The sequence below is a fragment of the Ignicoccus hospitalis KIN4/I genome (assembly GCF_000017945.1).
GTDB classification, from domain to species: domain Archaea; phylum Thermoproteota; class Thermoprotei_A; order Sulfolobales; family Ignicoccaceae; genus Ignicoccus; species Ignicoccus hospitalis.
Map to the genome: position 1 here is coordinate 797,785 of NC_009776.1, position 23,077 is coordinate 820,861.

Genomic DNA, 23,077 nt, shown 5'->3' on the forward strand with positions numbered 1-23,077 from the left:
GTTTTTGGGACTCCCTCCTTCGGGAAGCCCTTGGTCAAGCCCATCCTGATTAACGGTTTCCCGCGCTCCGGGACCACTTACTTGTTTAGGTACTTGCAGTGGAAGTTCGGCGAGGCCCTCTTCGAACCCCTCACCTCTCCTCAAGTGGCCGTCGAGTTCATCAAGGACGAGAGGTTGAAGAGGGACCTGTTAATCAAGAACCCTTGGAACGTGAACGCATCCTTCTATAGGTCGTGGTGGATCTACGACACCAAGACGTTGGAGGAGTTCAAGGAGTTGGTGAAGGGCATCCCCCTCAAGGAGGTGACGCTCCACTTCTACTTGGACCTCTTCCAAGACGGCTGGGAGGTCTACCACATAATCCGCCACCCTGCAGACAACTACTTCTCTTACGTCAACTACTTCTACGGGGGAAGAGGTTTCGGAAGGAAGTTAGCTTTCTCGGCGCTGAAGGGCTTAGCCAAACTCGGCTTCGACTCTCACAAGTTCTTCGCCCTGTGGGAGATGGCTACTAGGATATGCCCCATAAGCTCTTACTCTAAGATAAGGAGGTCCTTCGAGGCCGCCTTCGTTTACATGTGGACCGTCGCCAACTGGACGGCCCTCAAGACCTTGGGCGAGCGGAGGATATTAGTTTACGAGAAGCCGGAGACGCTCGAGACCTTGCCGGAGTTCCGCGAGTTCTCCAAGAATAACCCATTCAAGAAGAAGACTTACGAGGGGAGGGAGAAACTCTTCAAGAAGTTCGATGCCCTCGCCCGAGAGGTAGGGGTGGGAGAGGAGTTCGAACTCCTTATGGAGCTCATGAGGTAATTCCATTCAAATTCTTCATTTGACTAGTTGGTAAGCCATGGGGAGGTTTAACATTCTATCTTATAGTTACCCGCGCGAGCTTCCCTAACGGTGAAGTAAGTGGCGAAGGTAGTCATCTTGGGCGGCGGTGTCGCCGGCCTCACCGTGGCTCACGCGCTGGCCGAAAAGGGCGTCGAGAGCACCGTAGTCAGCTTGCACGACTACTACATCAGCGGCCCCAGCAGGCCGCTCATCTTGAGCGGCGAGCAGAGCGTCGACCGCATCACCAGGGGGTACAACTTCCTCCCCAAGGAAATCAAGGTGACCTACGGCAGGGTCGAGGAGGTCGACTTCGCCAACCGCAAGGTCAAGCTGGCGAACAAGAGGGAGCTGGACTACGACTACTTGGTGGTTGCCCTCGGCCTGAGGTACGCTTACGACGCCATTAAGATTGAGGACCACGTGTTCAACGTTTACGACTTGGGTAAGGTGTTTGACCTAAAGCACTTGGTGTGGAACATAACTGAAGGCACCATAGTGGTCAACGCCCCCAAGCAGCCCTACCGCTGTGCCCCCGCACCCGGCGAGACCGTCATGACCATAGACATGATATTGAGGCACAGGGGAGTTAGGGACAAGGTGAAGCTGATATTCGTGGACGGAAACGAGAAGCCCCAGCCTCCGGTGATAGCGGACGTGTGGCTCAAGCTCTTCGAGGAGGCCGGCATAGAATACTACCTCAACAAGCAGATAACTGAAGTAACCAAGGAAGGAGTGGTTCTGGACGACGGCACCCAGATAAAGGCCGACTACAAGGTCATACTGCCCCCCAACAAGCCCGTCTTGTTCGACAGCTGGCTGGAGGTCAGGGGTCCCAAGGACTTGAGATTGAAGGATTACGACGACGTCTTCGCTGTGGGCGACATAGCCAAGCTCCCCTTCCCCAAGAACGCCGAGATAGCCACCCAGAGCGCGCTCAACGCGGCGGCCAAGCTAATGGAAGAGCTGGGCGTCGGAGGGGGCAACTACGTGGACTACAAGTTCTCCGGCTGGGCCTACGCCGGCAACTTGAAGGGCGAGCTGAAGACTTTGAGCGTCCAGTTCAGCTTGGACTTCAGTGAGGGCAAGCCCAAGGGGAGCAAGGACCCGGAGCCCAAGGAGGAGTACACCAAGAGGAAGGACGCGTGGGAGCAAGCGATGCTCAAGAAGCTCTTCGGTTACTGAACTCACTTTTTCTTGAGTATTGCGATAAAGAAGCCCGGCTCCCCGTGCACGCTCGGGCTCACCTTAACTGGGGTCTTCCCCCAAGGGGTGTCCTTCTCGACCACTTCGAAGCCCATCTCCTCCGCGAACTCCACCACCCGCTCGTTCTCTGTCTTAGTTAAGGTACACGTGGAGTAGAGCATTAAACCCCCTTTCTTCAACAATTTGTAGGCCACCTTGACGAACTGTTTTTGGTACTCGAACGCGTTTATCATATCTTCGTCCTTCTTGACGTCCCACACCTTCGGTATCACGCCTATTGCTGTGCACGGGGGGTCTACTATCACCCTGTCCGCCTTCCCCACCAAGTGCGGGAAGTCCAAGTCTAGGTACCTCGAGTCCGCCCTGACGACCTCGAAGGAGTGCCCGAGCCTCCTCATCTCTTCCATCATTTTGCTTATTCTCTTCTTAGAGATGTCGAAAGCTATTACCTTCCCCTTCCCCCTCAACAGCTCGTACGCGTGGAAGGCCTTGCCTCCCGGGGCGGCGTTCATGTCGACCACCAACCCCTCGGGCTCCAGCGCCCTCACCGCGGCCACTGCCGGAGCGCTCTGGGGGTAGATCAAGCCCTTCTCGAAGGACTTCAGCTCTCTGAACTTAGGGGCCTTGAACTTAGTTACTACCGTTTCGACGACCTTTCCCCTCCGCGGGGGTTCCCCTTCGAAGAGGGCCCTCCCGAAGCCCACGGGCTCCAAGGTCTTCTCCGCTAAGACGGTCACGGGCTCTCCCGCCTTGACCCCCTTAGCCTCCAAGAGGCCCGGGGCGTAGAGGTCGGCCCCCATTAAGACGCTCTCCGCGGCCCTCTTGTCCGCCACCACGACCGCGTCGGTCAAGGGGACTTCGAAGGGCCCCTCCACCCGCACGCAGACCAGCTCCTCGTAGGGGTAGGGGGTCTCGGGCTCGTAGCCGGTCCTCTCGAGCTCCTCCAAGACCTCCTCCGGAGAGCCCCTCAACAAGTTAACCCTCGCGCAGAGCCTCTTGCCCGGGGTCCGGAGCGCCTCGAAGAGCTCGGGGAGGTCGAACTGTTCTCCCAGCTCCTCCAAGATCCGTTTGCCGTAGGAGAACCTCCCGTCGGCCGGGTAAGCTGTCCTCACTCCCTCAGTCCGGGAGTAATTCCCCATCCGGGAGCTTCTAAAGCCTCGCTGGCGTGATGCCGATACGAGGTAAAAAGGATGGCTTACGTAGAGGCCGTGAACAGCGACGAGGTTAAGGGATGGGTAGAAACCGTGACGTCCCTGGGCCCGGAGGAGATAAGGGGCGGGGTGAGGGAAAGGGCCGAGGTTCCGCTGAACTTTACCTTGCCGGACGGAGTAAAACCGAAGAAGATGTTCCTAGACATCACGGTCAGCGGAGCCGCCGACAAGTGGAGGGTGTTCTTGGGAGAGTTCTCAGTGACTAAGGTGTTCAAGCCAGTCATGCAGAAGGAGTACAAGGGCGAGCTCCTCTCGAAGTTCGTCTTCGACGTGACCCCCATATCCCACATAGTCGTTAGCGACCCCACTTTGAGGGTGATTAACGAGAGCAGTTCGTCCCTGAGGCTCTTGCAGAGCAGCCTCTTCGTGTTCTACGAATACCCCGAGCTGGGGGAGCTGAGGTACAGCTATTACGTAACCTTGGAGCCCCACAAGAGCTTCTGGGGCCCGTTGGACCCCCAGAGGAGCGGCTACTTCTACGGCGTCTTCCGCGCGCGCCCCCGGGCAGAAGTGAAGCTCAAGGTCGGTGACTGCTTGGGCGAGTTCGTTGTAGAGGAGTTAAACGAGGTAGCCTCGGACTGCGAGAGGGCCAAGTCTTATTACGTCGAAGCGTCAGAAGAGGTAATCCCTTTGAGCTTCGTAGTGGGTTCCTACGTACTTAAACTGCCCAAGATAAAGATAGAGGAGGCCGAGTACTCGGACGGCAAAGTCCTCTTGAAGTTGAGGAACCTCGGCGACGACGCCGACGACGTGGTGGTGTTGATCTACGTCCCCGGCAAGCCGTTGGCTAGGACCTCCTTGGGCAAGCTCCCCTCCGGGGACGAGAGGGAGGTGGAGTTGAAGGTCGAGGCGAGCAAGGGCGTCACAGGGGCCATAGCGAGGGTGATATGGGTCAAGGGTAAGATGACCGAAGTGGCGGCGGAGAAGTTCGTCTCCTTTCAAGCCTTGTGAGCTTTGAGCATGCTCCTCACCTCTTCTTCGGAGATGGGGAAGGGGTACACGTCGGTGAAGCAGGCCACGCAGAGCTCCTCGAGGCCTATGGCCCTCCTCAGCCCTTCCACGCTCAAGTAGCCCACGCTGTCCGCGCCCCAGAGCTCGCTCAGCTCCTCCTCGCCCCTCTCCGCCGCGACCAGCTCCTCTCTAGAGGGGAAGTCTATCCCCATGTAACAAGGGGCCCTCACGGGGGGAGAGGCTATCCTCACGTGCACCTCCTCGGCCCCCTTCTCCTTTAAGAGTTTCACTATCCTCTTCATGGTGGTCCCCCTCACTATGCTGTCGTCCACCACCACTACCCTCTTCCCCTCCACCACCTCCTTAACTACCCCGTACTTCTTCATGGCTATTACCTCCCTTAGGCCTGGGGGCATTATGAAGCTCCTCCCCAAGTACCTATTCTTCACCAAGCCCTCGTCCAAGGGGATTCCCGAGCGCCTGGAGTAGCCTATCGCCGCGCTCCTCCCCGAGTCCGGGACCGGCAAGACCACGTCCGCGTCCGCGGGCTTCTCCTCGGCTAGTATCATTCCCATCCTAACCCTAGACACGTGGACGTTAACCCCGTTGAAGTAGCTCTCCGGCCTCTGGAAGTACACGTACTCGAAGGCGCAGTAGGCCTTCCTCCTGTCGTAACTTATTTTGGCTTCCTTGGTGGGGACCCCCTCCTCGAGCATGACCAGCTTGTTGGGCTCCAATTCCTCCCACGTCATGCCGATGTCCTCCAGCGCCGCGGTCTCGGAGGCCACATGGGGCCAGCGGTAGGCCAGCGGCCTGAAGCCCCAAGGGTCCCTCGCGACCAACACCCTCCCGTCGGCGGCGAGGGCGACCAAGCTGTAGCTCCCCTTCGCCCTCTCTAGCACCCTCCTGGCCGCCTCGAAGAGGTCCAACCCCTTAGTCTTCTCGTTAATGATGGATTTGATTAGGGCTTCCGCGTCCCACCGGGAGCTGGGCTCGAGGAACTTGAAGTTTATTATATTACCATTGAAGGCAAGGGCCAATTTCTTCGTTACGACAGGCTGAACCCTGGCGTAGCCGCCGGACGTGGAGTACCTCACGTGGCCTATCGCGGGCCCCTTGTGCGGGGCCTCCTTTATCGCGTCTTTTACTAGCCCCATCCCTCCCGAGAACTTGATCTCCCCGTCCTCGACCCAAGCGACGCCGGCGCTCTCTTGGCCTCTGTGCTGAAGGCCCTCTAGGAGCACGTAGACCTCGTCGGCCCACGGGGCCGCGGCCACGCCACACAATACATTTATACCCTACTGAGGGCCGCCCGCACGAATTATATCCTTAAACTGTAAGAGCTCCTCTCGAGCCTCCCGCCCTTGAGGGCGTAGAGGTCCACCTCCAAGGCGCCCTTGGACGGCCTAACTATCATGAACGTGGGGTCGCCCCCCAAGCTGCTCCCGCCCCAAGTGCCGGTCACCGAGCCGGGGTTGAGGTGGAGCACCCCCTTGTGTTCCTTGATTAGGGGCTTGTGTAAGTGGCCGTGTACTATTACCCTCGCCCCCCTCGAGAGGGCCATCGCGCTCAAGGCGTCCAAGTTCCCGCGGGGCCTCACTTGGTGCCCGTGGACGACCAACGCCTTAACGCCGTCGAGCTCCACCAAGGCTTCCTCCGGCAAGGGCAAGTAATCCATGTTCCCCCTCACCGCCTTTACCTCTTCCCCCAAGCCCTTGAGCCACTCCAGCACCTCCGGCCCTGTCAAGTCCCCAGCGTACAAGACTAGGTCGAAGGGGGCCTCGGAGGCCAGGAACTCCCTTATCTCCTTTGGTATTTCCCTCTCCCTATCCGGCACGTGGGCATCCGAAGCGATCAATACCTTCAACGCCCTCACCCCCTAACATGAGCTTAACCTTGGACAAGGTCCTCTGAGGGACACAAGGCTCCCCCGGGAAGAGGTCCCTTCCGGCGACGGGCGGGGGAGAGCGCTTAATAATGAGGGGCTCGGGGAGGGCCTCCGCGAGCGCCTCCAACCCCGGGTAGGGCTCGTGGGGGAAGACCCTAGCCCCCCTTCGGGCCAACAGCGCGGAGGCCAAGAGGCCCTTGAGGGGGTCCCGGTAGCTCACTCCGACCTCCCCCTCCACGCCGTAGGGAAGCCCCCCTACCCCTTCCCTTACGTCCCTCGAGGTGTAGACGTAAACCCTCTTCCTTATTTCTACGAAGATCGCCGTCCTAGGGCTCTTCAAGTCCACCGGAAGGCCCAAGGCTTCGCCCACCTTCGCGGCGAGCTCCACGCTGGTCAATGGGTACCTCTTGTCCCCCCTCTTGACCCTCACCGCCACCGGAGGCTCCGCCTTCACCACTTCGGCTATGGCCTCCACTAGCTCCTCCGGAGGCGCCTTCTCGAGGGCGAACGCGCGGGCCACGTGGTGGACCCCGGGCACCCTAGCGACTTCCGCGCTGAACGCCCCCTCCACCACTAACCTCCCGCCCTCGTGCTGGAGCCTTACCTCCAGCCCCCTCCTCTCGTGCCAGCGCCTTATCGAAGAGGCCAGCGCCCTCTCCATAAAACCTCTCTTCTTTCCCTTGAGGGCTATTTCGGAATAGGCTATCAGAAGGACGGTATCGGGAGACATGTCGCCTTCTGCCACTTGCGCATGAGCGTCCTACAAGTCTTACACATTAGGTAGCTCAGGTCTTCCGGGGTAGCCTTGTCCTCTGCGATGAGTTTGGCCATCAACTTAACTAGCTTGGACGCTTCGGGGTCGTTGAGTATCTCGTTTACTTTGTCCCACTTGCTCCTCTTGTCCTTCAAGTAGTTGCTAACCGTGGAGGCGGTGGTCCCTATCTTTTTAGCTATCACGTAGTTGCTCAAGTTGTAATGCTTGCTCAAGTAATATACCACGGCCGCCCTAATGGAGGGCAAGACCTCGCTGGCGGCCACCTCACAGTGGGGTCGCAACAACATACTCCAATTCCCATTATTAACCTACCGAACGCGACACTTCTTAAATTACTCTTTTGCGCTCCGAGCGGTGATATTTGGATGTCGTTCGGTATGGAGTGGACGCCGGAGGCGAGAGCTGGGCTCAGGGAAGCTCTGGCGGACATGAAAGGTCCGGTGGAGGCCCTAGTCTTCGTAGAGGAAGGCTGTGAGCCGTGCGAGGCTACGATAGAAATGATGCAAGTAATGAAGGAAGAGAGCCCTAAGGTGAACGGGAAGCCCTACTTCGACTACAAAGTCTTCTGGAGGGGGAAGGACGACGAGGCGTTCGACAAGTACAAGGTAGATAGGGTGCCCTCGGTCTTGTTGTTGGACGGCTACATCCGCTACACCGGCATCCCCGCGGGAGAGGAAGTGAAGGGCTTCGTAGAAACCGTAATAAGGATCTCTGAGAATGAGAGCGGCTTGGACGAGGAGACCAAGGAGGGGTTGAAGAAACTCAAGGGCTGTTACTACATCGAGAACGTGGTGACCCCCCAGTGCCCTTATTGCCCCTACGCCGCCTTACTAATTAATATGTTCGCCTTCGAGGCCAAGAAGCAAGGCAACCCGTGCGTGGTGGCAGACACAGTAGAGGCCTACGAGAACGAGGACATAGCTGACAAATACAACGTCATGAGCGTTCCGGCGATAGCGATAAACGGGAACGTGGAGTTCGTGGGAGTCCCCTACGAAGACGACTTGTTAGCCAAGCTGTTCGAGGTAGAGCCCAAGGGGCCTTGTGAGGACGAGGTGTGCTTCGTCAGGCCCTAAAAACATAATTTTTATCGTATCAAAACGTGAAAGAGGAAGGAGCTCACTGGGTCCCCTTGTGGTAATCCGGCTTTTCTCTGACGTCCAGCTCCAACGGCCTCGCCTTCCCGGAGGCCTCGTGCCTCTTGCGCAGCTTCCTTTCCTTCTCCTTCTTCTTCCACTTGTAGTTGTGGGTGCCCCTGAGGCCCCTGCTCTTGAGCAAGCCCCTCATCTTCCTTCCGGCGCTGGTCTTGCCCCTGAACACCCTTCCCCTGTGCTGCTTCTCGCATATCCACTTGAGCTCGGGGTCGCTGCATATAGCCGGGTGGTGGGGGTCCACTAGTATTACCTCGTACCACTCGTACTCGCCGTCCTCCGCCACCCAGTAGGAGTTCAGCACCTCCAAGCCGGGGTACTTCCTAGCCGCCCTCTCCTCGGCTATGAGCCTGGTGCTCTTGGCCGGGGCGTAGCCGTAAACGCCCATCCTCTTGGGCCTCCTGCCCTTGTTAGGCCTGGGCCTGTTGAGGCCGCCCTTCCTAACCCTCACTCTGACCACTACGACGCCTTGCTTCGCCTTGTACCCCAGCGCCCTGGCCCGGTCGAGCCTGGTGGGCTTTTCTATTCTGACTACCGCCGGCTCCCTCCTCCACTTTATGATCCTCTGCTTCATCAACTCCCCGTGCTCGCCGTCGAAGGGCCTCTTCCACTGCTCTCTCAGAAAGTGGTACAAGCCTCTGGCCATACTTTGTGCCCCCTGTACCCTCATGGGACGGTTTAAAACGCCTAATAACGCTCGATACATTTATTCCCGAATGTGGATCGCGAGGGGGAGACAAGTCTTGACGACGAAGATGACGCTGGGGCTGTACGACGGAGGCCCCTTCTACATATTGCTCACCAACCCCAACGCCTTGGAGGCGAACGTCAAGATATATTTGAAGGAAGATCCTGAGGTTAAGAAGGAGTTCAAGATGAGGCCTAGAGAGCACGCGACCGTAGAGCTTTCGTCCGAAGACGCCTTCAAGGGTAAAATAGGCACGGTAATGGTAGAGGCAGACGTGGGACTGATAATAGACTGGGGCGAGTACTTGTGTCCCAAGTGCAAGAGGGCCACCTTGGAACTGAAGCCCAAGAGGATAGACGAGGGCGAGGGCTTTGTGGTAGTCTACGAGTGGGTGTGCAAGAAGTGCGGTTACAGGGAGACCGAGGGTAAGCTGGTGGCGGTGAGGAGGGATGGAGGGGTGGAACTTACCTTCCAGCCTTCCAAGTGAGGGCGAGTCCCTAGAGCTCGCCAAGAAGGTCTTGGAACTGGGGTGGAAGAAGGGCGTATACGTGGAGGTAAACGTCCTCGGGGCCTCTAGGACCTCCGTGACGGCATCGGGGGAAGAGCACAAGGTCGTTCAAGGCCACTCGTGGTTGGCCGGAGTGAGGGTAGAGGGGTCCGGCTTAGCTTACACCACTTCGCCGGAGGGCTTGGTGGAGGCCTTCGAGAGGGCCTACAAGGCCTACAAGGCTTTGGGACCCTCCAAGCTCTACGAGCTGGGCCCCTTGGTGGATAGGGTCAGCCAGAGGCTGGAGCGCCCCCCGTGGGACGTGGACCTCGAGACCAAGGTGAAGGACGTCTTGGACGCGCTCAAGGAGGCCAAGGGGAAGGCAGTGGTTGCCTATAGGGAGGTTTACGGCTACAAGCTGTACGCCTCCTCCGACGGGAGGGAGGTCCTCCAGAGGCTCTCCTACTCCCTCCACGCGGCCAACGTGACCCTGGCGGAGGGAGGGAACAGGGGGAACGGCTACTGGAGCGTCGCCTCGAGGAAGGGCTACACTACTGACCCTCGGACGGCCGTGAGGGAGGCCGTTAGGAAGGCGGAGCTGCAGCTGAGGGGCAAGGGGCTGGAGCCCGGGCTCTGGGAGGTCGCGCTGGAGCCCCCGGCGATAGGGGTTATGGTCCACGAGGCGCTGGGCCACATGTCGGAGGCGGACCACGTGGCCTCTGGCTCCCCGCTCAAGAAGGGGGAGACCGTCGGGCCGGAGTTCTTGAACGTGAGCGACTCCCCGGGGCCCGAGGGGGAGTGGGGCTCCATATTCTACGACGACGAGGGCGTGAAGCCTAAGAAAGTCGAAATAGTCAAGGAAGGGAAGGTCAACGGGTTCTTGACGGACCGCAAGCACGCGGCCCTCTTGGGCCTCGAGCCCACAGGGAACGGGAGACAAGAGGACCCCTCCAAGCCCCCGATACCTAGGATGAGGGTAACTTACGTCGAGCCGGGCGACTGGAGGAGGGACGAGGTGTTGGGAGAGCTTAAGAGAGGAGTCTTGATAGTAGACACCTCCGGGGGTAACGCGGAGCTCGACGGAACGTTCTTCTTCATGAGCCAGGAGGCGTGGTACGTGGAGGGCGGGGAGCCCAAGTACCCGCTCAAGCCCCTAGGGATAGCTGGGAACGTCCTCGAGATGTTAAAGGAAGTGAAGGCGGTGGGCAACGAGTTGGCCTTCAGGCCGGGCACTTGCGGGAAGTGGGGCCAGTCGGTCCCGGTCAGCGTAGGAGGCCCCCTTACCTTAACCGCCCTCCGCCTCTCCCCGCCGGCGTGAAAGGGTGAGGGTCGCTTTCTTACCCCTAGGCTCTTACGAACAACACGGTCCCTTGCCCAAGGACTTAGATGCTAGGATAGCCTCGGCGGTCGCGAGGAGGCTCGCGGAGCTCCTAGGAGGGGAAGTCCTCCCCCCGCTCTACTACTCTTGCAGCTGGGAGTGGGAGGACTCGGTGAGCTTGAGGGTAGAGACCTTGGCCTCGGTCTTGAGGGACATAAATTTCTCATTAAAGAGGTTAGGCAAGGAGCTGGTGGTGGTCAACGCGCACGGCGGCAACTCCGGCTTGGTACAAGCGGTGGGGAGGCAAGAGGGCTTCTACGTAGTCGACTTCTGGAAGGCGTGCGGGATAAAGGTGGGCCACTGCGACGGCGCGGAGGTCTCGGTCGCCAAGGCCTTGGGGATGGAGCTCGAGGTGCCCGAGTACCGGAAGGGGTGGCCCGAGGGCAAGGTGAGCCTCCCCAAGCTCCCCGCAGGTTGCTGGGGCTTCGAGGGCGGAGACCTTGACGTAGAGAGTTGTATTAAAGAGATAGCCGAGGAGCTCAAGAACTTGCTTTTCGGTTAGTCAGGTCGTTAATTAAAATTTCGCCCTCCCCACGGAGCGAAAGCGGTGTGAAAGCGTGCTGAGGCTCGGAGCGCCGGCCAAGAGGCCGAAGGGAGGGGAGTTCGACGTCGTAGTGATAGGCGCGGGTCCCGGAGGGCTGACTGCCGCTATGTACGCTGCCAGGTTGGGGTTGAAGACGGTAGTCTTGGAGAAGGACAACAAGCCGGGGGGTAGGACCTCCCTAGCCCCCGTGGTCGAGGACTACCCCGGCATAGACAAGATAGGCGGCGAGGAGCTGGCCCAACGCTTCTTGAACCAAGCCACCAAGTTCGGGGCTCAAGTGGTGTTCGGGGAAAGGGTCGTGGACGCCGACTTCTCCAAGGAGGAGATGAAGGTGGTGAGGACCCACAAGGGGAGGGAATACAAGGCCCCCGCGGTGATCATAGCGACCGGCGTCTCCACTAAAGGCTTGGGCGTCAAGGGCGAGAAGGAGTACTTCGGCAAGGGCGTGAGCTACTGCGTAGTGTGCGACGCCCCCTTCTTCAAGGGCGAACCCATGGCCTTGGTGGGTTACGACGACCACGCGATGGAGGAGGCGGTCTACATGACCTCCCTCGCCAGCAAGGTATACATAGTAACTCACGGGAAGAAGATCGAAGCCTCCGAGTCTTACATGAGCGTGTTAAGGAACAACCCGAAGGTCGAAATACTTGAAGGAGCTAAGGTGAAGGAGATAGTGGGCGACGGCCAGAAGGTGACCGGGCTGGTGGTGGAGCTGCCGGACGGCACTACCAAGACCTTGCCGGTGAGGGCCGTGTTCATATCTTACGGCGAGGTCCCCAGCACCGAGATATTCAAGAAGGCTGGGGTGGAGGTGGACGAAAGGGGCTTCATAAAGATAGACCCCTACACTAGGACCAACGTGCCCGGAGTCTTCGCGGTGGGCGACGTGACCGGGATAGGCTTCCAGATAGTGATCGCCGCCGGCCACGGGGCCACCGCCGCCTTAGAGGCCTCGAAGTACGTGAAGAGGATCAAGAGGAAGGTAGCGGTCAAACAATAGCCTCTTTTAAGCGCGGGAAGAAGTAGACATTATAAGGCGTGTAGTTGGCGCTCAAGTTGGCCTGTTCGGCGGCCATCTCGAATATCCTCTTGTGTTTCCTCGGGAGCGTGTAAACTATCCTCTCGAACCGCGTCGCTATTACCTCTAGGGCCTTCCTCACCAAGTCAACGTAAATGGGGACCTCCTCCGGCGCAACCCTCTCCGGCGGGTAGTCGTAGTGGGCGCTGGGGAAGTAGACGTCGAAGAACCTAGGGACTATAACTAAGGGCTCACTCATGACGAACCTCCAGACGTCGTTGCCGTACTTGTTTATTATTGATTCTATCTTCTTGTACATGAAGCTGTCCCTGTAAGGCTTCACCTTCGAGCACGGGGTTATTAAGGCCACTTCCCCCGGGCCCATCTTGTCCAACAAGTAGCTGAACAAGAACTCGTGGTAGTCCTTGACGGTCGGGTGTAGGAAGAGCCAGTCGCCCTCCAGAACCACCTCTCCGGGCGTCGCGTACACCGTGTCCAGGTCGTACTCCCTCGCGAGGTAGAAGCCTATGGGAGTTACTACCTTAATTCCCTTAAAGTGTAAGTACTGGGGGTCCACTACCAGCGCCTTGAGGGCTAAGTCTAGTTCCCTTTCATTTATCCTCTCATCATTCATTAAGGATTCTGCTATATTCACGAGTTCGTCCTTGTATTTTGATGCTGTCTCCTTAGCCCTCCGCCACAGTTCCGCCCTGCACGCCTTCTTGTTGAGGCAAGCGACTAGGCTTTCCACGCCTTAACCCGTTGAGAGTATAGGCCAACGACCCTATCCTCCTAGAGAGGGATAGTGATACTATCAGTAGGACGAAAGTAGCACCAACCACCCCGACCTCCGGGACCCCCCACTCGCCCGAGATCGCGCACCCGAGCCAGCCCACCAAGGCTCCGGAGGCGTAGGTGGCTTCGAAGTTCCTCTCCACTTCCCTCAGCCCGGACCTCAAGCTGAAGGTCGCCGGGAGGATTAACAGCACTTGAGAACTCAATAGGCCGACAGTAAACGAGGCGAAAGAAGTCCCCAAAACCATAAAGAAGAATAAGAGCCAAGCCCAGAGCAGAGGCCTCTTCGCAGTAACTTTGAGGTACTCGTAATCAAACATGACTGCGGCTAACTGTAGTTTAAACGCACTACCTACCAGCATAATTGTAATAGCTATCGCTGCTAAGAAGTAGGAGCTGAGCTCGTCTACGGTCCAAAGGGAGCCAGAAAGGGACATCATGGCTTGTGCGGCAGCTTCTGGGCTGGCGTAGGCCATGCCTATGCTGGCGAGTATTAGGAGCGTCGCGACCGCTTCAGAAACCTCTTCCAAGCCCGAGCTCACGAACTTCTTCGCGAACACGAGAGCTATTATGGAACTGACCAGAACGTCCAACACGAAGGCGTGAGCCACATCTATGGACAAGACGAACGAGGCTATAGATAAGAAGAAGCCCAATAAGACGGAGGCTAGAAAGGGGCTTACGAGGTCCATGCAGACCACGCTGCACCCGATGGCGCCAGAGAGGGACGCCAAGGAGAAGGTGGCCAAGGCCGTGGGTAGGGGGAGCGTGGCCAATAGTATAGTCGTAGCGATGGCTATCTCCGTTATCATTTCTCTCCGCTCAGCGCTTCGCACGTGAGCTTTAAGTATTCATGGAAGGTCTCTACGGGGGGGTTCAGCAAGTACACCTTCACTACCGGCTTGCCCAGCCTGTGCGCTTGGGCTATCATGTACTTGGCGGCCGGCGTATTGGAGCTGACGTCAGAGACCACCAGCATGTCAGCGTCTTTGAGCGCTTCCACGCCCTTCTTCATTTGCAGCCCGCTGACGGAGGCAGGCCCCTTCTCCATCACTACGAACTTCGTGACGACGCCGAAGTTGTAGATTATGTACTGTTCACCGGGCAACATCACGACCGCGCTCTTGTCCCCGGCGAAACACTCCTCTAGGATTTCTCTGGATTTCTTAAGTTCCTCTATGAAGGAGTTAACGTACTTGGCACAGGAGCTCGGCTCAACCTCGCACGCGTGGGCGCTCACTTGGGACATCAGCAAGAACGCGTTAGGGGCGTAGAGCCACCAACCGTGGGGGTTCAAGTCCCCGTTGGGTAGCCTTAATATCGCGAAGCCAAGCTTGCTTAAGGCGGCCCCGGGAGTGCCGGGCACCGGCTCGGGAACGTTGCCGGCGCCCCTCCTCTCGGCCAACTGCCTCTCGAAGGGCCAGTGGACCGTGTTGACGAACACGTCCGCTCGAAGCGCTTCCTCTATTTGAGCGGCGGTGGGCTTCCAGAACAGCGGCGAGGCCCCCGGGGGGACCAGGTAAGTCACCTCACCTACCACGGGCTTCACTACAATTGCTAGCGACTTCACTGTGGCTACCACGCTCAACGGAAAAACCGCTTGGGCAAGTAAGAGAGCTGCTACGAACGCCTTTCTCATCATGGAGATTTGCCCAGGTGAAGGAGCATCTTGAGGGCGTCTTTAAGTATTTCTGCATGGTCGAAGGCCAGGTCCTCCCAAGGTACCTCCGACAGCTCGAACCACTTGGCCTCCGCTGCGTCCGTAGACGCTTTGGGCTCTAAGTTGCCCTTCGGCGCGGCCAAGAAGGCCACGCTGACGTAGTGCCCCCTCGGGTCTCTGTTGGGGTCGGAGTAGACCGACACTAAAGTTACCAGTTCAGCCTCTATCCCGGTCTCCTCCTTGAGCTCTCTCAGGGCCGCTTCCTCCACGCGCTCTCCGCACTCCACCCTGCCCCCGGGCAAGGCCCACTTGCCCTTGAAGGGCTCGGCCCCCCTCTTAACGAGCAAGACCTTTCCTTCGTGAAATACTACCACGTCCACCGTGAGCACCGGGCAGCACTCCAAGCGCGTACCCTCGCGCTAGATGGGTCAAGCGTTTTATTGAGCGGAGCCCTCAAGGCCTGTCAAAAACGGCCCCTCCGAGCCGGCGCGGGGCCCAACTTTGGAGAGCTTGGAGAGGCTTTACGACGCGCTGGAGCGCGACGAGCTCAACGCTTTCATAACCTTGCGCCCCCGCGAGGAAGTCCTCAGAGAGGCGAGGTCCCTGCTGGAGAGGGGCCTGAGGCCAAAGCCCGTCACGATCAAGGACAACATAAGCACGAAGGGAATTAGGACCACCGCGGGCTCCTTAATGCTGAAGGATTACGTACCTCCCTTCGACGCGACCGTAATTAAGAGGTTAAAGGAGAGAGGCTACGTAATAGTAGGAAAGACCAACATGGACGAGTTCGGAATGGGCAGCACCGGTGAGAACAGCGCCTTCGGGCCCACCAAGAACCCCTTGGACCCGGCCAAAGTGCCGGGGGGCTCTTCCTCGGGGGCCGGCGCGGCCGCTAGGAGGTACTCCCTCCCGGGGCTGGGGAGCGACACGGGGGGCTCAGTAAGGGCTCCGGCGGCTTGGTGCTCCGCCTTCGGCTTGAAGCCCACCTACGGGGCGGTCTCGCGTTACGGGCTTATCCCCTACGCGGACTCGCTCGAGCAGATCTCCCCCATAGGCCCCACCGTCAAGAGCGTCGAGGAGCTCTTGGACGTTATAGCCGGTTACGACGAGATGGACGGGACGACCGTGAAACGGGAGCTGCGTGTGAAGGGCTGTAGCGAGAAGGGGGTGGAGGGCCTAAAGCTCTTCGTCCCGTCTAACGCTCTGGAATACGTCGATAACGACGTCAAAGCTGAGTTCAACGCCGCCTTGAGGAAGTTGAGCTCCGAGGGGGCAGAAGTAGAGGAGGGCCAGCTGCCCGAGCTCGAGGCCGCCTTGCCGGCGTACTACACAATAGCTATGGCGGAGGCGTCCAGCAACCTGTCCCGGTACGACGGCATAAGGTACGGCCTAAGGGACGAAGACCTCCCGCCCATAACTGAGAACTTCTACGAGTACGTCTCGGAGGTACGCGGGAAGTACTTCGGCTGGGAGGTGAAGAGGAGGATAGTCGCCGGCGCGACGGTGCTCTCCGCCGGTTACAGCGAGGAGCTGTACTTGAAGGCTTTGAAGGCTAGGAGGAAGATAAGCGAACGCATATACGAGATAACCGAGGAAAGGCTCATAGTTACCCCCACCATGCCGGTCAAGCCGCCTAGCCTGGCCTCGGCCAGGTCGCCCAAGGAGCTCTTCGCAATGGACGTCTTAACGGTCTTCGCCAACCTCGCGGGCGTGCCCGCGGGGAGCGCGCCGGTGGGCGAGGGAGTGGGCCTCCAAGTGGTGGGACCGAGGTGGGGCGAGTGCGAGGTGTTGAGGGTTATGGGGACCTTCGAGAGGAAGGTTGACGCGCCGTGGCTTTAGGCTCTCCACTTAAAGGTCCGGTCACCCCTCCCCGAGTACAGCCCCAGTCATCGCCGCGACACACCTCATAGCCTCCCTTAAAGCCTTCTTGTGGGCCCTCTCCACGTGAAGGCCCAAGCTCGCCCCGACCACGGCCCTCTTCAGCTCCCTCCTCCCTACGGCCTCCGGCAAGAACGCTAAGGAGCCCAAGTCGAGCAGCTCTATGAACGCCAGAGAGGGCGAGCTCTCGAGCTCCCTCAAGGCCACTTCTATCGCGTTGAACAAGGTCTCCGCCTCCCTGGGCGACCGGTCCCTCTCGGCCTCCACGAGCCTCTCGACGTCGTCCTTGGCGGCGTCCAACCAGTAGGAGCCGTATTCTTGTACGTACTTAACTGCGACCGCTATCGTCTGGAGGGCGTTCTTGCACGCGTGGTAGAGCGCGAGCTCGAACGGGAGCTCGTTATACGGCTCCAGGGGGACTTGAGTTAGAGAGCGCTTGAGGCCCAACAGCATGCTCTCGCAAAGCTTACTACTTGAGGTTTATCGGGTTTTTACTTATATAATAAGCTTTTGTTCTCCGGCCTCCTTTTAACGCTCCATGGCGCGCCGAGAGGGGGCCGAACTTGGAGGGCTTCGCCTACGGGAAAAAGACGTTATTAATTTCCTTACTCAGCACCACGGCGTTCGCAGCGGTCCTATCCTTTTTCCCCCAGTACTACGTCTACTTAATACTGGCATACTTCGTAATAATGCCAATTATAATGGTAAAGTTTATGTCAAAGCAGATCAAGGAGATGAGGGCCCCGGGGAGCGGCAAGACCCTAATGGAGGAGGACGCCAAGGAGCTCTTCGACAAGGACCCCCAAGGAGACATAATACTGAAGGCGCAGATGAAGCAGAACGCGCTAGGGATGGTACCATTCCTAATATTAATAGCTCTAGCTTTCACTTTGTGGCCAGCCATACTGCATTTGGAAGAGCCTTGGCTCCGCTTTATAGCAATATTCGCTTACTTCGAGAGCTACACCCTGCTGAACTACTTCTTGAACAAGTATAACTTAAAGAATATGAAGAAGGTGCCGAGACCCGTGTATCAATACAAGGTAACGGATAAGGGTATCCAAATCAAGCCCTTCGGCGGCATAACCTTCCCGCTCAAAGGGTATTCGATAAAGTTGGTCAAGGAGAGCAGCGCAGTTGACTTGGTGTCTAAGGAGGACGGCAAGCCCAGCTACCGGCTCTACGCTAAGGAGCCCGAAAGGCTTTACGACGTCTTGCGGAGGCTAGGCGGGGTTGAAGAAGCTTAAGGTCATACTGCTCGAGTCCCCCCTAGAGCTGGCGCCTCCCTCTTGGCCCTACGGGCCGCTGATAGACAAGAGGTACCACTACCACAAGCTCTCCGCCTTTACGAGGAAGTGGAAGAGGGGGAGGCCGGACATAGTCCACACGACGCTGCTGGTCTTACTGGACTCGCTGTTAAACGCCAACGGCAGCTTGGAAGTGTACGTACATACCTTAGACGGCAAGGTTTACTACGTGAGCCCCGAGGAGAGGCTCCCCAAGCACTACGACGCCTTCAAGCAGATAATGGCCCAGCTCCTCCAGCGAGGCAAGGTCCCTCCCGAGGGGGAGCCGCTCATGTGGCTCGCGTACGAGAGCCTCTCGGACTTCGTGAAGGAACACGGAAAAATCATCCTGCTGTGGGAAAAGGGAGAGCCGAGGAGGTTCAAGGAAATAGCCTCAGAAGCCTTGGAGACCGGGGCCCCCGTGGGCATAGGCGCCTTCCCGAGGGGAGATTTCGAGAAGAGTACCTTGAGGAAGTCCGCTAAGAGGTACTCCGTGTTCGGCGGGAGGCCGTTGAAGGCTTGGACCGTAGCCTATAAGTTGGTGTGCGCAGCCGAAGAGCTCCTAGGGCTGGAATAATACCTCAAGCCCCTCCGATAGCTGGGGGTCCGAGCTTTGGGCGTGGCCTACTTGTTCGTCTACGGCACGCTCATGCGCGGCTGCCCGCTTCACGACGCGCTCAAGGAGGCGGGCGCGACGTTCGCCTCCCTCGCGGTCACCGCGGACCGCCACGCGCTCTACGAGGTTAGGTCCGGCAACGAGCGCTACCCGGCGATGTTGTTGGGCGGGGGAGAGCACTACGTTGCTGGGGAGCTCTACTTGATCCCCGAGGAGGGCTTGGATAAGTTGGACGTACTCGAAGGCGTCGTCGAGGGCGAGTACAAGAGGGAGAAGGTCAGAGTGAAGAGGGAGGACACGGGCCAAGTGGTGGAGGCTTACGCTTACGTGATAGATCCAGAGTTCCTCGAGAAGCTGATTTTGGAGGGGAGGGCGAAGTTGGTCACGTCCCTAGAAGGGGACTTAGTGCGCTGGAAGTGCTAAAACCCTTACGCCGGACGCGCAACGGGCACGGCCTTGAAGGCGCTGGTCTGGGTCGCCGTAGGGGGCGCTCTGGGAGCCATAGTGAGGTACTTCTTCTACAAGTTCGTCCCCCAGGTCTATGACTTCCCCCTAGCCACCTTTTTGGTAAACGTAGTTGCGAGCTTTTTGCTCGGCTTCATTATCGGCGCGTTCGAGGCCAAGCCTTGGGGACAGCAGCTGAAGCTCGCCCTCGCCACAGGCTTCTGCGGGGCGTTGAGCACCTTCTCCACCTTCGCTGCTGATAACTACATCTTATTGAGGAGTTCCAAGTACATAACTGCCTTCGTTTACACTGCGGTCAGCGTGGGCTTGGGCATAGTCTCGGTCGCTCTGGGGGAGGACTTGGCTCAGCGCTTGCTCAAGTAGTACAAGATCCTATTCTTTAGGGGTAAGCTGGCCCACCGGGGGCCTTCGACCCAGAGCTTCTCGCCGTCGTACTTCACCATCAGCCTCTTCTTCCCCTCCGAGTTCTCCAAGGTACAGTAGGTTATGATCTTGTTAACCTTTACTAGCGTTCTCTCAATCCTTATGTAGCCTATCTTCCCCCTCAAGTCCCTTCCGGCCCTCTCGAGCGCCTCTAGGTACTCCTCTACCTCTTTCCGCGTGAAGGGCAAGGACTTCCCGGCGGAGTAAAGACCTCGGGACGTTACAAAAGCTCCGGGGTCGGATTGTGGTCCACCGGAAGCGCGTGGAGGTCGTGACCGACTTGATAGCGGAGGCTTTGGAGGAGGGCTGGGACAGGGAAAGGCTCAAGAAGGAGATGTACAAGAGGTACGAAGAACACGGCATATCTCCCCTGAGGGGCATCGCCCTCCCCCCAGACATATTGGACAAAGAACTGGCCACTGTGTACGTGATATCCAAGTACGGCTTAGGTCTGGACGAGGAGTTGCGAGACCTGTTAGAGTTCGAGAGGAAGCTCGAGAGGGCTGCGGAAGCTATCCTCGAGAAGGGTAAGGACGCGAGGGAGCAAGTGACCTCGGAGCTCGGGCCTATAGACAGCAACTTGCTCTCCAGGATATTCAGAGTGGTCTTCACTTCAGTAGTGCTCGGGTTCAAAGACGAAGAGGAGCTCATAAGGCTCTTGCACAGAGCGTTGGAAACGTTCCCCGACATGGAGAATACGATAAGGAAGTACGCCAGGTTCTACGTAGCCTTTAGGGTTGCAGAAGCTATAGCGAAAGGGGAAGTTAGGAGTAGGATGGAAAAGGAGGCCTTGAAACAGTCCTTAGCGTTGAGAGTCGGGCTTCCAAAAGTAATTCCGGACGACAACTACATCTACAAGATAGCGAAAGAAGTCTTCAAAATCCCCGAGGAGAGGCTCCGTAAGGTCCTCAAGGTCAAGGAGGGGTGACGAGGTGAAGGAGGCGCTCGAGTGGTACGAAGAGATGCACCGGAAGTGCGACTTCCGCGGGAAGTGGGTGATTAGGGAGGAGGCGGAGACCGACCCCAAGTACGGCAAGGAGCCGTGGAAGAGGGACGTGAAGGAGCTGGTGGAGCTCGGCGTGGTGAACTTGGACAAGCCGCCCGGCCCGACCTCCCACGAGGTGGTGGCGTGGATAAAGAGGATGTTCGGGTTGGAGAGGGCCGGCCACGGGGGGACCCTCGACCCCAAGGTAACCGGCGTCCTGCCGGTGGCCCTAGCGGAGGCAACTAAGGTCATCCACTACGTGATGCTCTCTGGCAAAGAGTACGTGATGGTGATACAGTTCCACGACGCCGTTAAGGAAGAGGAGGTCATCGAGAACTTGAAGTACTTGGTGGGGGAGATATACCAAAGGCCCCCTCTGAGGAGCAGCGTTAAGAGGCAGTTGAGAACCAAGAAGGTGTATTACATACACGTCTTGGAGTTCTGGCCCGAGAGGAGGATGGCCTTAGTGAGGGTCGGCTCGGAGAGCGGAACTTACATGAGAAAGCTCGCCCACGACTTGGGCTTGCTCGTGGGAACGGGGGCCCACATGAGGGAGCTCAGGAGGACCCGGAGCGGCCCCTTCCACGAGGATTGGAACTTGGTTCGGATGCAAGACTTAAGCGAGGCTAAATTCTTATACGACAACTACGGCGACGACAGCCTCTTGAAGAAGTATATAATGCCTTGTGAAGTAGCCACTTGTCATATGCCAAAGATAATGATCAAGGACGGCGCTGTGGACGCGGTGGCCCACGGCGCCAACGTCTCGATAAGGGGCGTTGCGGCGCTCACCGACAACATGAAGAAGGGGGACGTAGTGGCGGTGGTTAGCCTAAAGGGGGAGCTAGTGGCAATAGCACAAGCTCTGGTCTCTTCGCAAGAGGCCTTAAAAATGGAGAAGGGTTGGGTGGCGAAGACCAAGAGAGTGATAATGAAGCCCGGAACGTACCCGGACGTTTGGAGGAAGAAGAAGGCCTCACAGCAAGAAGGGGGCTAAGGCCCTCTTGAGCGCGGCCAGCTTGTGCTCGGTCTCCTCCCACTCCTTTAGGGGTACGGAATAGTAAACTATCCCCGCCCCGGCTTGGGCCCTCAGCAGCCCGGACCTCGCGAAGAAGCTCCTTATGGTTATTGCGAACTCCGCCTCCCCGCCGCTCACGAAGCCCACGGCCCCGGCGTAGGGACCTCTTCTCAACGTCTCCAAGTTCCCTATGATCTCCATGGCAGCAGGCTTGGGGGCGCCGCTGACCGTGCCGGCGGGGAAGGTAGCGGCCAAGACGTCCTCGGGCCCGAAGAGAGGGTCGAGCTCGCTCTCTACTTTGCTCACTAAGTGTTGCACGTGGCTGTACTTCTCCACGTACATCATGTTAGTTACTCTGACCGTCCCCGGTCTCGACACCTTGCCCAAGTCGTTCCTCGCCAAGTCAACTAACATCAAGTGTTCGGCCCTCTCCTTGGGGTCTGACTTCAAGTCCTCCTCAAGTCTCAAGTCCTCCCACTCGTCCTTCCCCCTAGGGCGGGTGCCGGCTATGGGGAAGGTCTCCGCCCTCCCGCGCTCAACCCGGAACAAGAGCTCCGGCGAGCTCCCCAACACCTCGCCGCTCTTCATTCTCAAGTGGAACATGTAGGGCGACGGGTTAATTCTCCTCAACTCGAAGTAGAGCCTCCTCAAGTCCCCCTCGTAACGGTAGGTGTAGGACTTTGAGATGACCACTTGTATGGCTTCTCCCTCCTCCTCTAACCTCCTCACCTCCTCTACCCACTTCACGAAGACGTCCTTAGGAACGTCGAGCCTCTCGTCGAAAACTTTGAGCTCGGAGGGCTCGCCGACCCCGAGCTCGTCCTTGTTGACCCCGCAGAGGGAGGCGTGGCCAAGCACGTGGTCGTAGACGACGAACTTCTTTGGCACGACGAACTCGCCCCAAGGCCACCCCATGTCGTTAGCTCCCTTGTGCTTGACCCCCTCCCACGCCTCCACGGCTTCGTAGCTGACGTAGCCTATCGGGCCCCCCTTGTACAAGGTCCCCGTGTCCGCGTCCCCGCCCCTCAGCTCCCTCAACGCTTCCCTGACGTCCTCGCCTTCTTTGACGATTACGTCTACCTCCGGCTCCCACGCGACCAAGCTCAGACGCGCCTTGGTCTCGCCGCCGGCAGCGCTCTCCAATATTAAGGAAGGACCTTCCAAGGACGAGAAGAGCTCCGCGGGCTTGGGCACCGAGGAGAGCGGGAGCCTCTCACAGCGCGAGGCCGATCACCTCTGCTACCTTCATTACCTTCTCGGGGTCCTTGACGCCGGGTTTAACCTCTACCCCGCTGCTGACGTCTATTAAGTCGGGCTTGAAGAGGGCCACGACCTCCTTGACGTTCTCTGGCGTCACCTTGCCGGCGACCCCCACCTTGGTCCACCGAGCGCCCCACGAGACGAACTTCTCTTCGAAACTCTTCTTGTCCCACAAGACGTATTCGGCCCCCGCGTACTTGAAGGGGGTTGCCCTCAGCGGGGCCACCGCGACCGAGACGCCGTAGCCCTCTAGGAGGAGCTTCGCCCTCAAGAAGGAGGACTCGTCCCCCCAGTGGAGCTGAACCACCTTAACTCCCGAGTTAAGCACCTTGTCCAAGTCCAAGGGCTTTCTCGCGTCCACCACCCCGACGGGCTTTACGTGGGAGGGGAGTACCGAGGCCACGTCCCGCGCGGCCTCCGGCCCCACGAGCCTCGGGGAGGGGGCGTCTATTATCACGCCCACGTAGCTCGCCCCGGCCTCTACGGCCACCTCGGCGTCCTCGGGGTTCGTGACCCCACACACCTTTAGCTCCGGCAAGCCCTCACCTCCGGCAAGCGACGCT

At 58.6% G+C, this 23,077-nt stretch carries 29 protein-coding genes; 15 read left to right on the plus strand and 14 right to left on the minus strand.

Annotation, left to right across the window (positions count from 1 at the left end):
* Positions 1-30 precede the first annotated feature (30 nt).
* Positions 31-813, plus strand: a complete 783-nt coding sequence (locus IGNI_RS04625; protein WP_012123042.1) for a sulfotransferase family protein — start codon at positions 31-33, stop codon at positions 811-813.
* A 99-nt stretch (positions 814-912) separates the two neighbouring features.
* A complete protein-coding gene (locus IGNI_RS04630) occupies positions 913-2,016 on the plus strand; it encodes an NAD(P)/FAD-dependent oxidoreductase (protein ID WP_012123043.1) in 1,104 nt (367 codons plus the stop codon).
* 2 nt (positions 2,017-2,018) lie between these two features.
* Here the strand turns inward: IGNI_RS04630 and IGNI_RS04635 are convergent, their stop codons facing one another.
* Positions 2,019-3,149: an RsmB/NOP family class I SAM-dependent RNA methyltransferase gene (locus IGNI_RS04635; RefSeq protein WP_052570164.1), complete on the minus strand. Its 1,131-nt coding sequence runs from the start codon at positions 3,147-3,149 to the stop codon at positions 2,019-2,021.
* Between the two features lie 78 nt (positions 3,150-3,227).
* On the opposite strand from IGNI_RS04635, the gene IGNI_RS04640 reads away from it, so the two are divergent.
* A complete protein-coding gene (locus tag IGNI_RS04640) occupies positions 3,228-4,199 on the plus strand; it encodes a hypothetical protein (RefSeq protein WP_012123045.1) in 972 nt (323 codons plus the stop codon).
* Here the strand turns inward: IGNI_RS04640 and purF are convergent.
* The 4 genes from purF to IGNI_RS04660 are packed head-to-tail and all read right to left on the minus strand — an operon-like array spanning position 4,187 to position 7,149.
* Positions 4,187-5,476 carry an amidophosphoribosyltransferase gene (purF, locus tag IGNI_RS04645; protein WP_052570167.1) on the minus strand — a complete coding sequence of 430 codons (1,290 nt, stop codon included), beginning with the start codon at positions 5,474-5,476 and terminating at the stop codon, positions 4,187-4,189. The two genes, IGNI_RS04640 and purF, sit on opposite strands and share 13 nt — an antisense overlap.
* A gap of 44 nt (positions 5,477-5,520) precedes the next feature.
* Positions 5,521-6,066 (minus strand): YfcE family phosphodiesterase, encoded by a 546-nt coding sequence (locus IGNI_RS04650; RefSeq protein WP_187145946.1) that lies wholly within the window; start codon positions 6,064-6,066, stop codon positions 5,521-5,523.
* The gene (locus IGNI_RS04655; RefSeq protein WP_187145947.1) at positions 6,026-6,832 is read right to left on the minus strand and encodes a THUMP domain-containing protein; all 807 of its coding nucleotides are present in this window, start codon (positions 6,830-6,832) and stop codon (positions 6,026-6,028) included. The genes IGNI_RS04650 and IGNI_RS04655 overlap by 41 nt, the downstream gene beginning before the upstream one ends.
* The gene (locus tag IGNI_RS04660; RefSeq protein ID WP_012123049.1) at positions 6,793-7,149 is read right to left on the minus strand and encodes a transcriptional regulator; all 357 of its coding nucleotides are present in this window, start codon (positions 7,147-7,149) and stop codon (positions 6,793-6,795) included. The genes IGNI_RS04655 and IGNI_RS04660 overlap by 40 nt, the downstream gene beginning before the upstream one ends.
* Positions 7,150-7,227: 78 nt before the next feature.
* Between IGNI_RS04660 and pdo the strand changes: the two genes are divergently transcribed.
* Positions 7,228-7,938 (plus strand): protein disulfide oxidoreductase, encoded by a 711-nt coding sequence (gene pdo / locus IGNI_RS04665; RefSeq protein WP_012123050.1) that lies wholly within the window; start codon positions 7,228-7,230, stop codon positions 7,936-7,938.
* A gap of 43 nt (positions 7,939-7,981) precedes the next feature.
* On the opposite strand, the gene IGNI_RS04670 is transcribed toward pdo, so the two are convergent.
* On the minus strand, positions 7,982-8,659 hold the full coding sequence (locus tag IGNI_RS04670; RefSeq protein WP_052570171.1) for a 50S ribosomal protein L15e: 678 nt from the start codon (positions 8,657-8,659) through the stop codon (positions 7,982-7,984).
* A gap of 97 nt (positions 8,660-8,756) precedes the next feature.
* Here IGNI_RS04670 and IGNI_RS04675 point away from each other — a divergent pair, with 97 nt between their 5' ends.
* Genes IGNI_RS04675 through IGNI_RS04690 form a run of 4 tightly spaced genes read left to right on the plus strand, consistent with a single transcriptional unit; the run spans position 8,757 to position 12,110 of the window.
* Positions 8,757-9,188: a zinc ribbon domain-containing protein gene (locus tag IGNI_RS04675; RefSeq protein WP_012123052.1), complete on the plus strand. Its 432-nt coding sequence runs from the start codon at positions 8,757-8,759 to the stop codon at positions 9,186-9,188.
* The gene (locus tag IGNI_RS04680; protein WP_052570174.1) at positions 9,151-10,506 is read left to right on the plus strand and encodes a TldD/PmbA family protein; all 1,356 of its coding nucleotides are present in this window, start codon (positions 9,151-9,153) and stop codon (positions 10,504-10,506) included. The genes IGNI_RS04675 and IGNI_RS04680 overlap by 38 nt, the downstream gene beginning before the upstream one ends.
* 4 nt (positions 10,507-10,510) lie before the next feature.
* A complete protein-coding gene (locus tag IGNI_RS04685) occupies positions 10,511-11,068 on the plus strand; it encodes a creatininase family protein (RefSeq protein WP_012123054.1) in 558 nt (185 codons plus the stop codon).
* A 55-nt stretch (positions 11,069-11,123) separates the two neighbouring features.
* Positions 11,124-12,110, plus strand: a complete 987-nt coding sequence (locus IGNI_RS04690) for an NAD(P)/FAD-dependent oxidoreductase (protein WP_012123055.1) — start codon at positions 11,124-11,126, stop codon at positions 12,108-12,110.
* Here the strand turns inward: IGNI_RS04690 and IGNI_RS04695 are convergent.
* Genes IGNI_RS04695 through IGNI_RS04710 form a run of 4 tightly spaced genes read right to left on the minus strand, consistent with a single transcriptional unit; the run spans position 12,100 to position 14,987 of the window.
* Positions 12,100-12,879: a DUF5591 domain-containing protein gene (locus tag IGNI_RS04695; protein ID WP_052570177.1), complete on the minus strand. Its 780-nt coding sequence runs from the start codon at positions 12,877-12,879 to the stop codon at positions 12,100-12,102. The genes IGNI_RS04690 and IGNI_RS04695 overlap by 11 nt on opposite strands.
* Positions 12,815-13,735 carry a hypothetical protein gene (locus IGNI_RS04700; RefSeq protein WP_012123057.1) on the minus strand — a complete coding sequence of 307 codons (921 nt, stop codon included), beginning with the start codon at positions 13,733-13,735 and terminating at the stop codon, positions 12,815-12,817. The genes IGNI_RS04695 and IGNI_RS04700 overlap by 65 nt, the downstream gene beginning before the upstream one ends.
* Positions 13,732-14,565: a metal ABC transporter solute-binding protein, Zn/Mn family gene (locus IGNI_RS04705; protein ID WP_012123058.1), complete on the minus strand. Its 834-nt coding sequence runs from the start codon at positions 14,563-14,565 to the stop codon at positions 13,732-13,734. Before IGNI_RS04705 ends, IGNI_RS04700 begins: the two co-directional genes overlap by 4 nt.
* A complete protein-coding gene (locus IGNI_RS04710) occupies positions 14,562-14,987 on the minus strand; it encodes an NUDIX domain-containing protein (RefSeq protein WP_012123059.1) in 426 nt (141 codons plus the stop codon). The genes IGNI_RS04705 and IGNI_RS04710 overlap by 4 nt, the downstream gene beginning before the upstream one ends.
* A gap of 97 nt (positions 14,988-15,084) precedes the next feature.
* On the opposite strand from IGNI_RS04710, the gene IGNI_RS04715 reads away from it, so the two are divergent.
* Positions 15,085-16,422, plus strand: coding sequence for an amidase family protein (locus IGNI_RS04715; RefSeq protein ID WP_012123060.1), 1,338 nt, complete (start codon positions 15,085-15,087; stop codon positions 16,420-16,422).
* A gap of 21 nt (positions 16,423-16,443) precedes the next feature.
* Here the strand turns inward: IGNI_RS04715 and IGNI_RS04720 are convergent, their stop codons facing one another.
* Positions 16,444-16,908 carry a hypothetical protein gene (locus tag IGNI_RS04720; RefSeq protein WP_148202251.1) on the minus strand — a complete coding sequence of 155 codons (465 nt, stop codon included), beginning with the start codon at positions 16,906-16,908 and terminating at the stop codon, positions 16,444-16,446.
* Between the two features lie 116 nt (positions 16,909-17,024).
* Between IGNI_RS04720 and IGNI_RS04725 the strand changes: the two genes are divergently transcribed.
* The 4 genes from IGNI_RS04725 to crcB are packed head-to-tail and all read left to right on the plus strand — an operon-like array spanning position 17,025 to position 19,191.
* The gene (locus IGNI_RS04725) at positions 17,025-17,708 is read left to right on the plus strand and encodes a DUF2208 domain-containing protein (RefSeq protein ID WP_012123062.1); all 684 of its coding nucleotides are present in this window, start codon (positions 17,025-17,027) and stop codon (positions 17,706-17,708) included.
* The gene (locus IGNI_RS04730) at positions 17,695-18,324 is read left to right on the plus strand and encodes a 16S rRNA methyltransferase (protein ID WP_012123063.1); all 630 of its coding nucleotides are present in this window, start codon (positions 17,695-17,697) and stop codon (positions 18,322-18,324) included. The genes IGNI_RS04725 and IGNI_RS04730 overlap by 14 nt, the downstream gene beginning before the upstream one ends.
* A 42-nt stretch (positions 18,325-18,366) precedes the next feature.
* Complete coding sequence (locus tag IGNI_RS04735; RefSeq protein WP_238374124.1) at positions 18,367-18,786, plus strand: gamma-glutamylcyclotransferase family protein; 420 nt, start codon at positions 18,367-18,369, stop codon at positions 18,784-18,786.
* Between the two features lie 33 nt (positions 18,787-18,819).
* Positions 18,820-19,191: a fluoride efflux transporter CrcB gene (gene crcB / locus IGNI_RS04740; RefSeq protein WP_012123065.1), complete on the plus strand. Its 372-nt coding sequence runs from the start codon at positions 18,820-18,822 to the stop codon at positions 19,189-19,191.
* On the opposite strand, the gene IGNI_RS04745 is transcribed toward crcB, so the two are convergent.
* On the minus strand, positions 19,173-19,439 hold the full coding sequence (locus tag IGNI_RS04745; protein ID WP_012123066.1) for a hypothetical protein: 267 nt from the start codon (positions 19,437-19,439) through the stop codon (positions 19,173-19,175). The genes crcB and IGNI_RS04745 overlap by 19 nt on opposite strands.
* A gap of 56 nt (positions 19,440-19,495) precedes the next feature.
* Here IGNI_RS04745 and IGNI_RS04750 point away from each other — a divergent pair, with 56 nt between their 5' ends.
* Both IGNI_RS04750 and IGNI_RS04755 read left to right on the plus strand, forming a co-directional pair.
* A complete protein-coding gene (locus tag IGNI_RS04750; protein WP_012123067.1) occupies positions 19,496-20,179 on the plus strand; it encodes a DUF2192 domain-containing protein in 684 nt (227 codons plus the stop codon).
* A gap of 34 nt (positions 20,180-20,213) precedes the next feature.
* The gene (locus IGNI_RS04755; protein ID WP_052570522.1) at positions 20,214-21,233 is read left to right on the plus strand and encodes an RNA-guided pseudouridylation complex pseudouridine synthase subunit Cbf5; all 1,020 of its coding nucleotides are present in this window, start codon (positions 20,214-20,216) and stop codon (positions 21,231-21,233) included.
* On the opposite strand, the gene IGNI_RS04760 is transcribed toward IGNI_RS04755, so the two are convergent.
* Together IGNI_RS04760 and trpF are read right to left on the minus strand one after the other, a co-directional pair.
* A complete protein-coding gene (locus tag IGNI_RS04760) occupies positions 21,213-22,448 on the minus strand; it encodes an anthranilate synthase component I family protein (protein ID WP_052570183.1) in 1,236 nt (411 codons plus the stop codon). The two genes, IGNI_RS04755 and IGNI_RS04760, sit on opposite strands and share 21 nt — an antisense overlap.
* Positions 22,449-22,467: 19 nt before the next feature.
* Positions 22,468-23,052 (minus strand): phosphoribosylanthranilate isomerase, encoded by a 585-nt coding sequence (trpF, locus tag IGNI_RS04765; RefSeq protein ID WP_012123070.1) that lies wholly within the window; start codon positions 23,050-23,052, stop codon positions 22,468-22,470.
* Positions 23,053-23,077 lie beyond the last annotated feature (25 nt).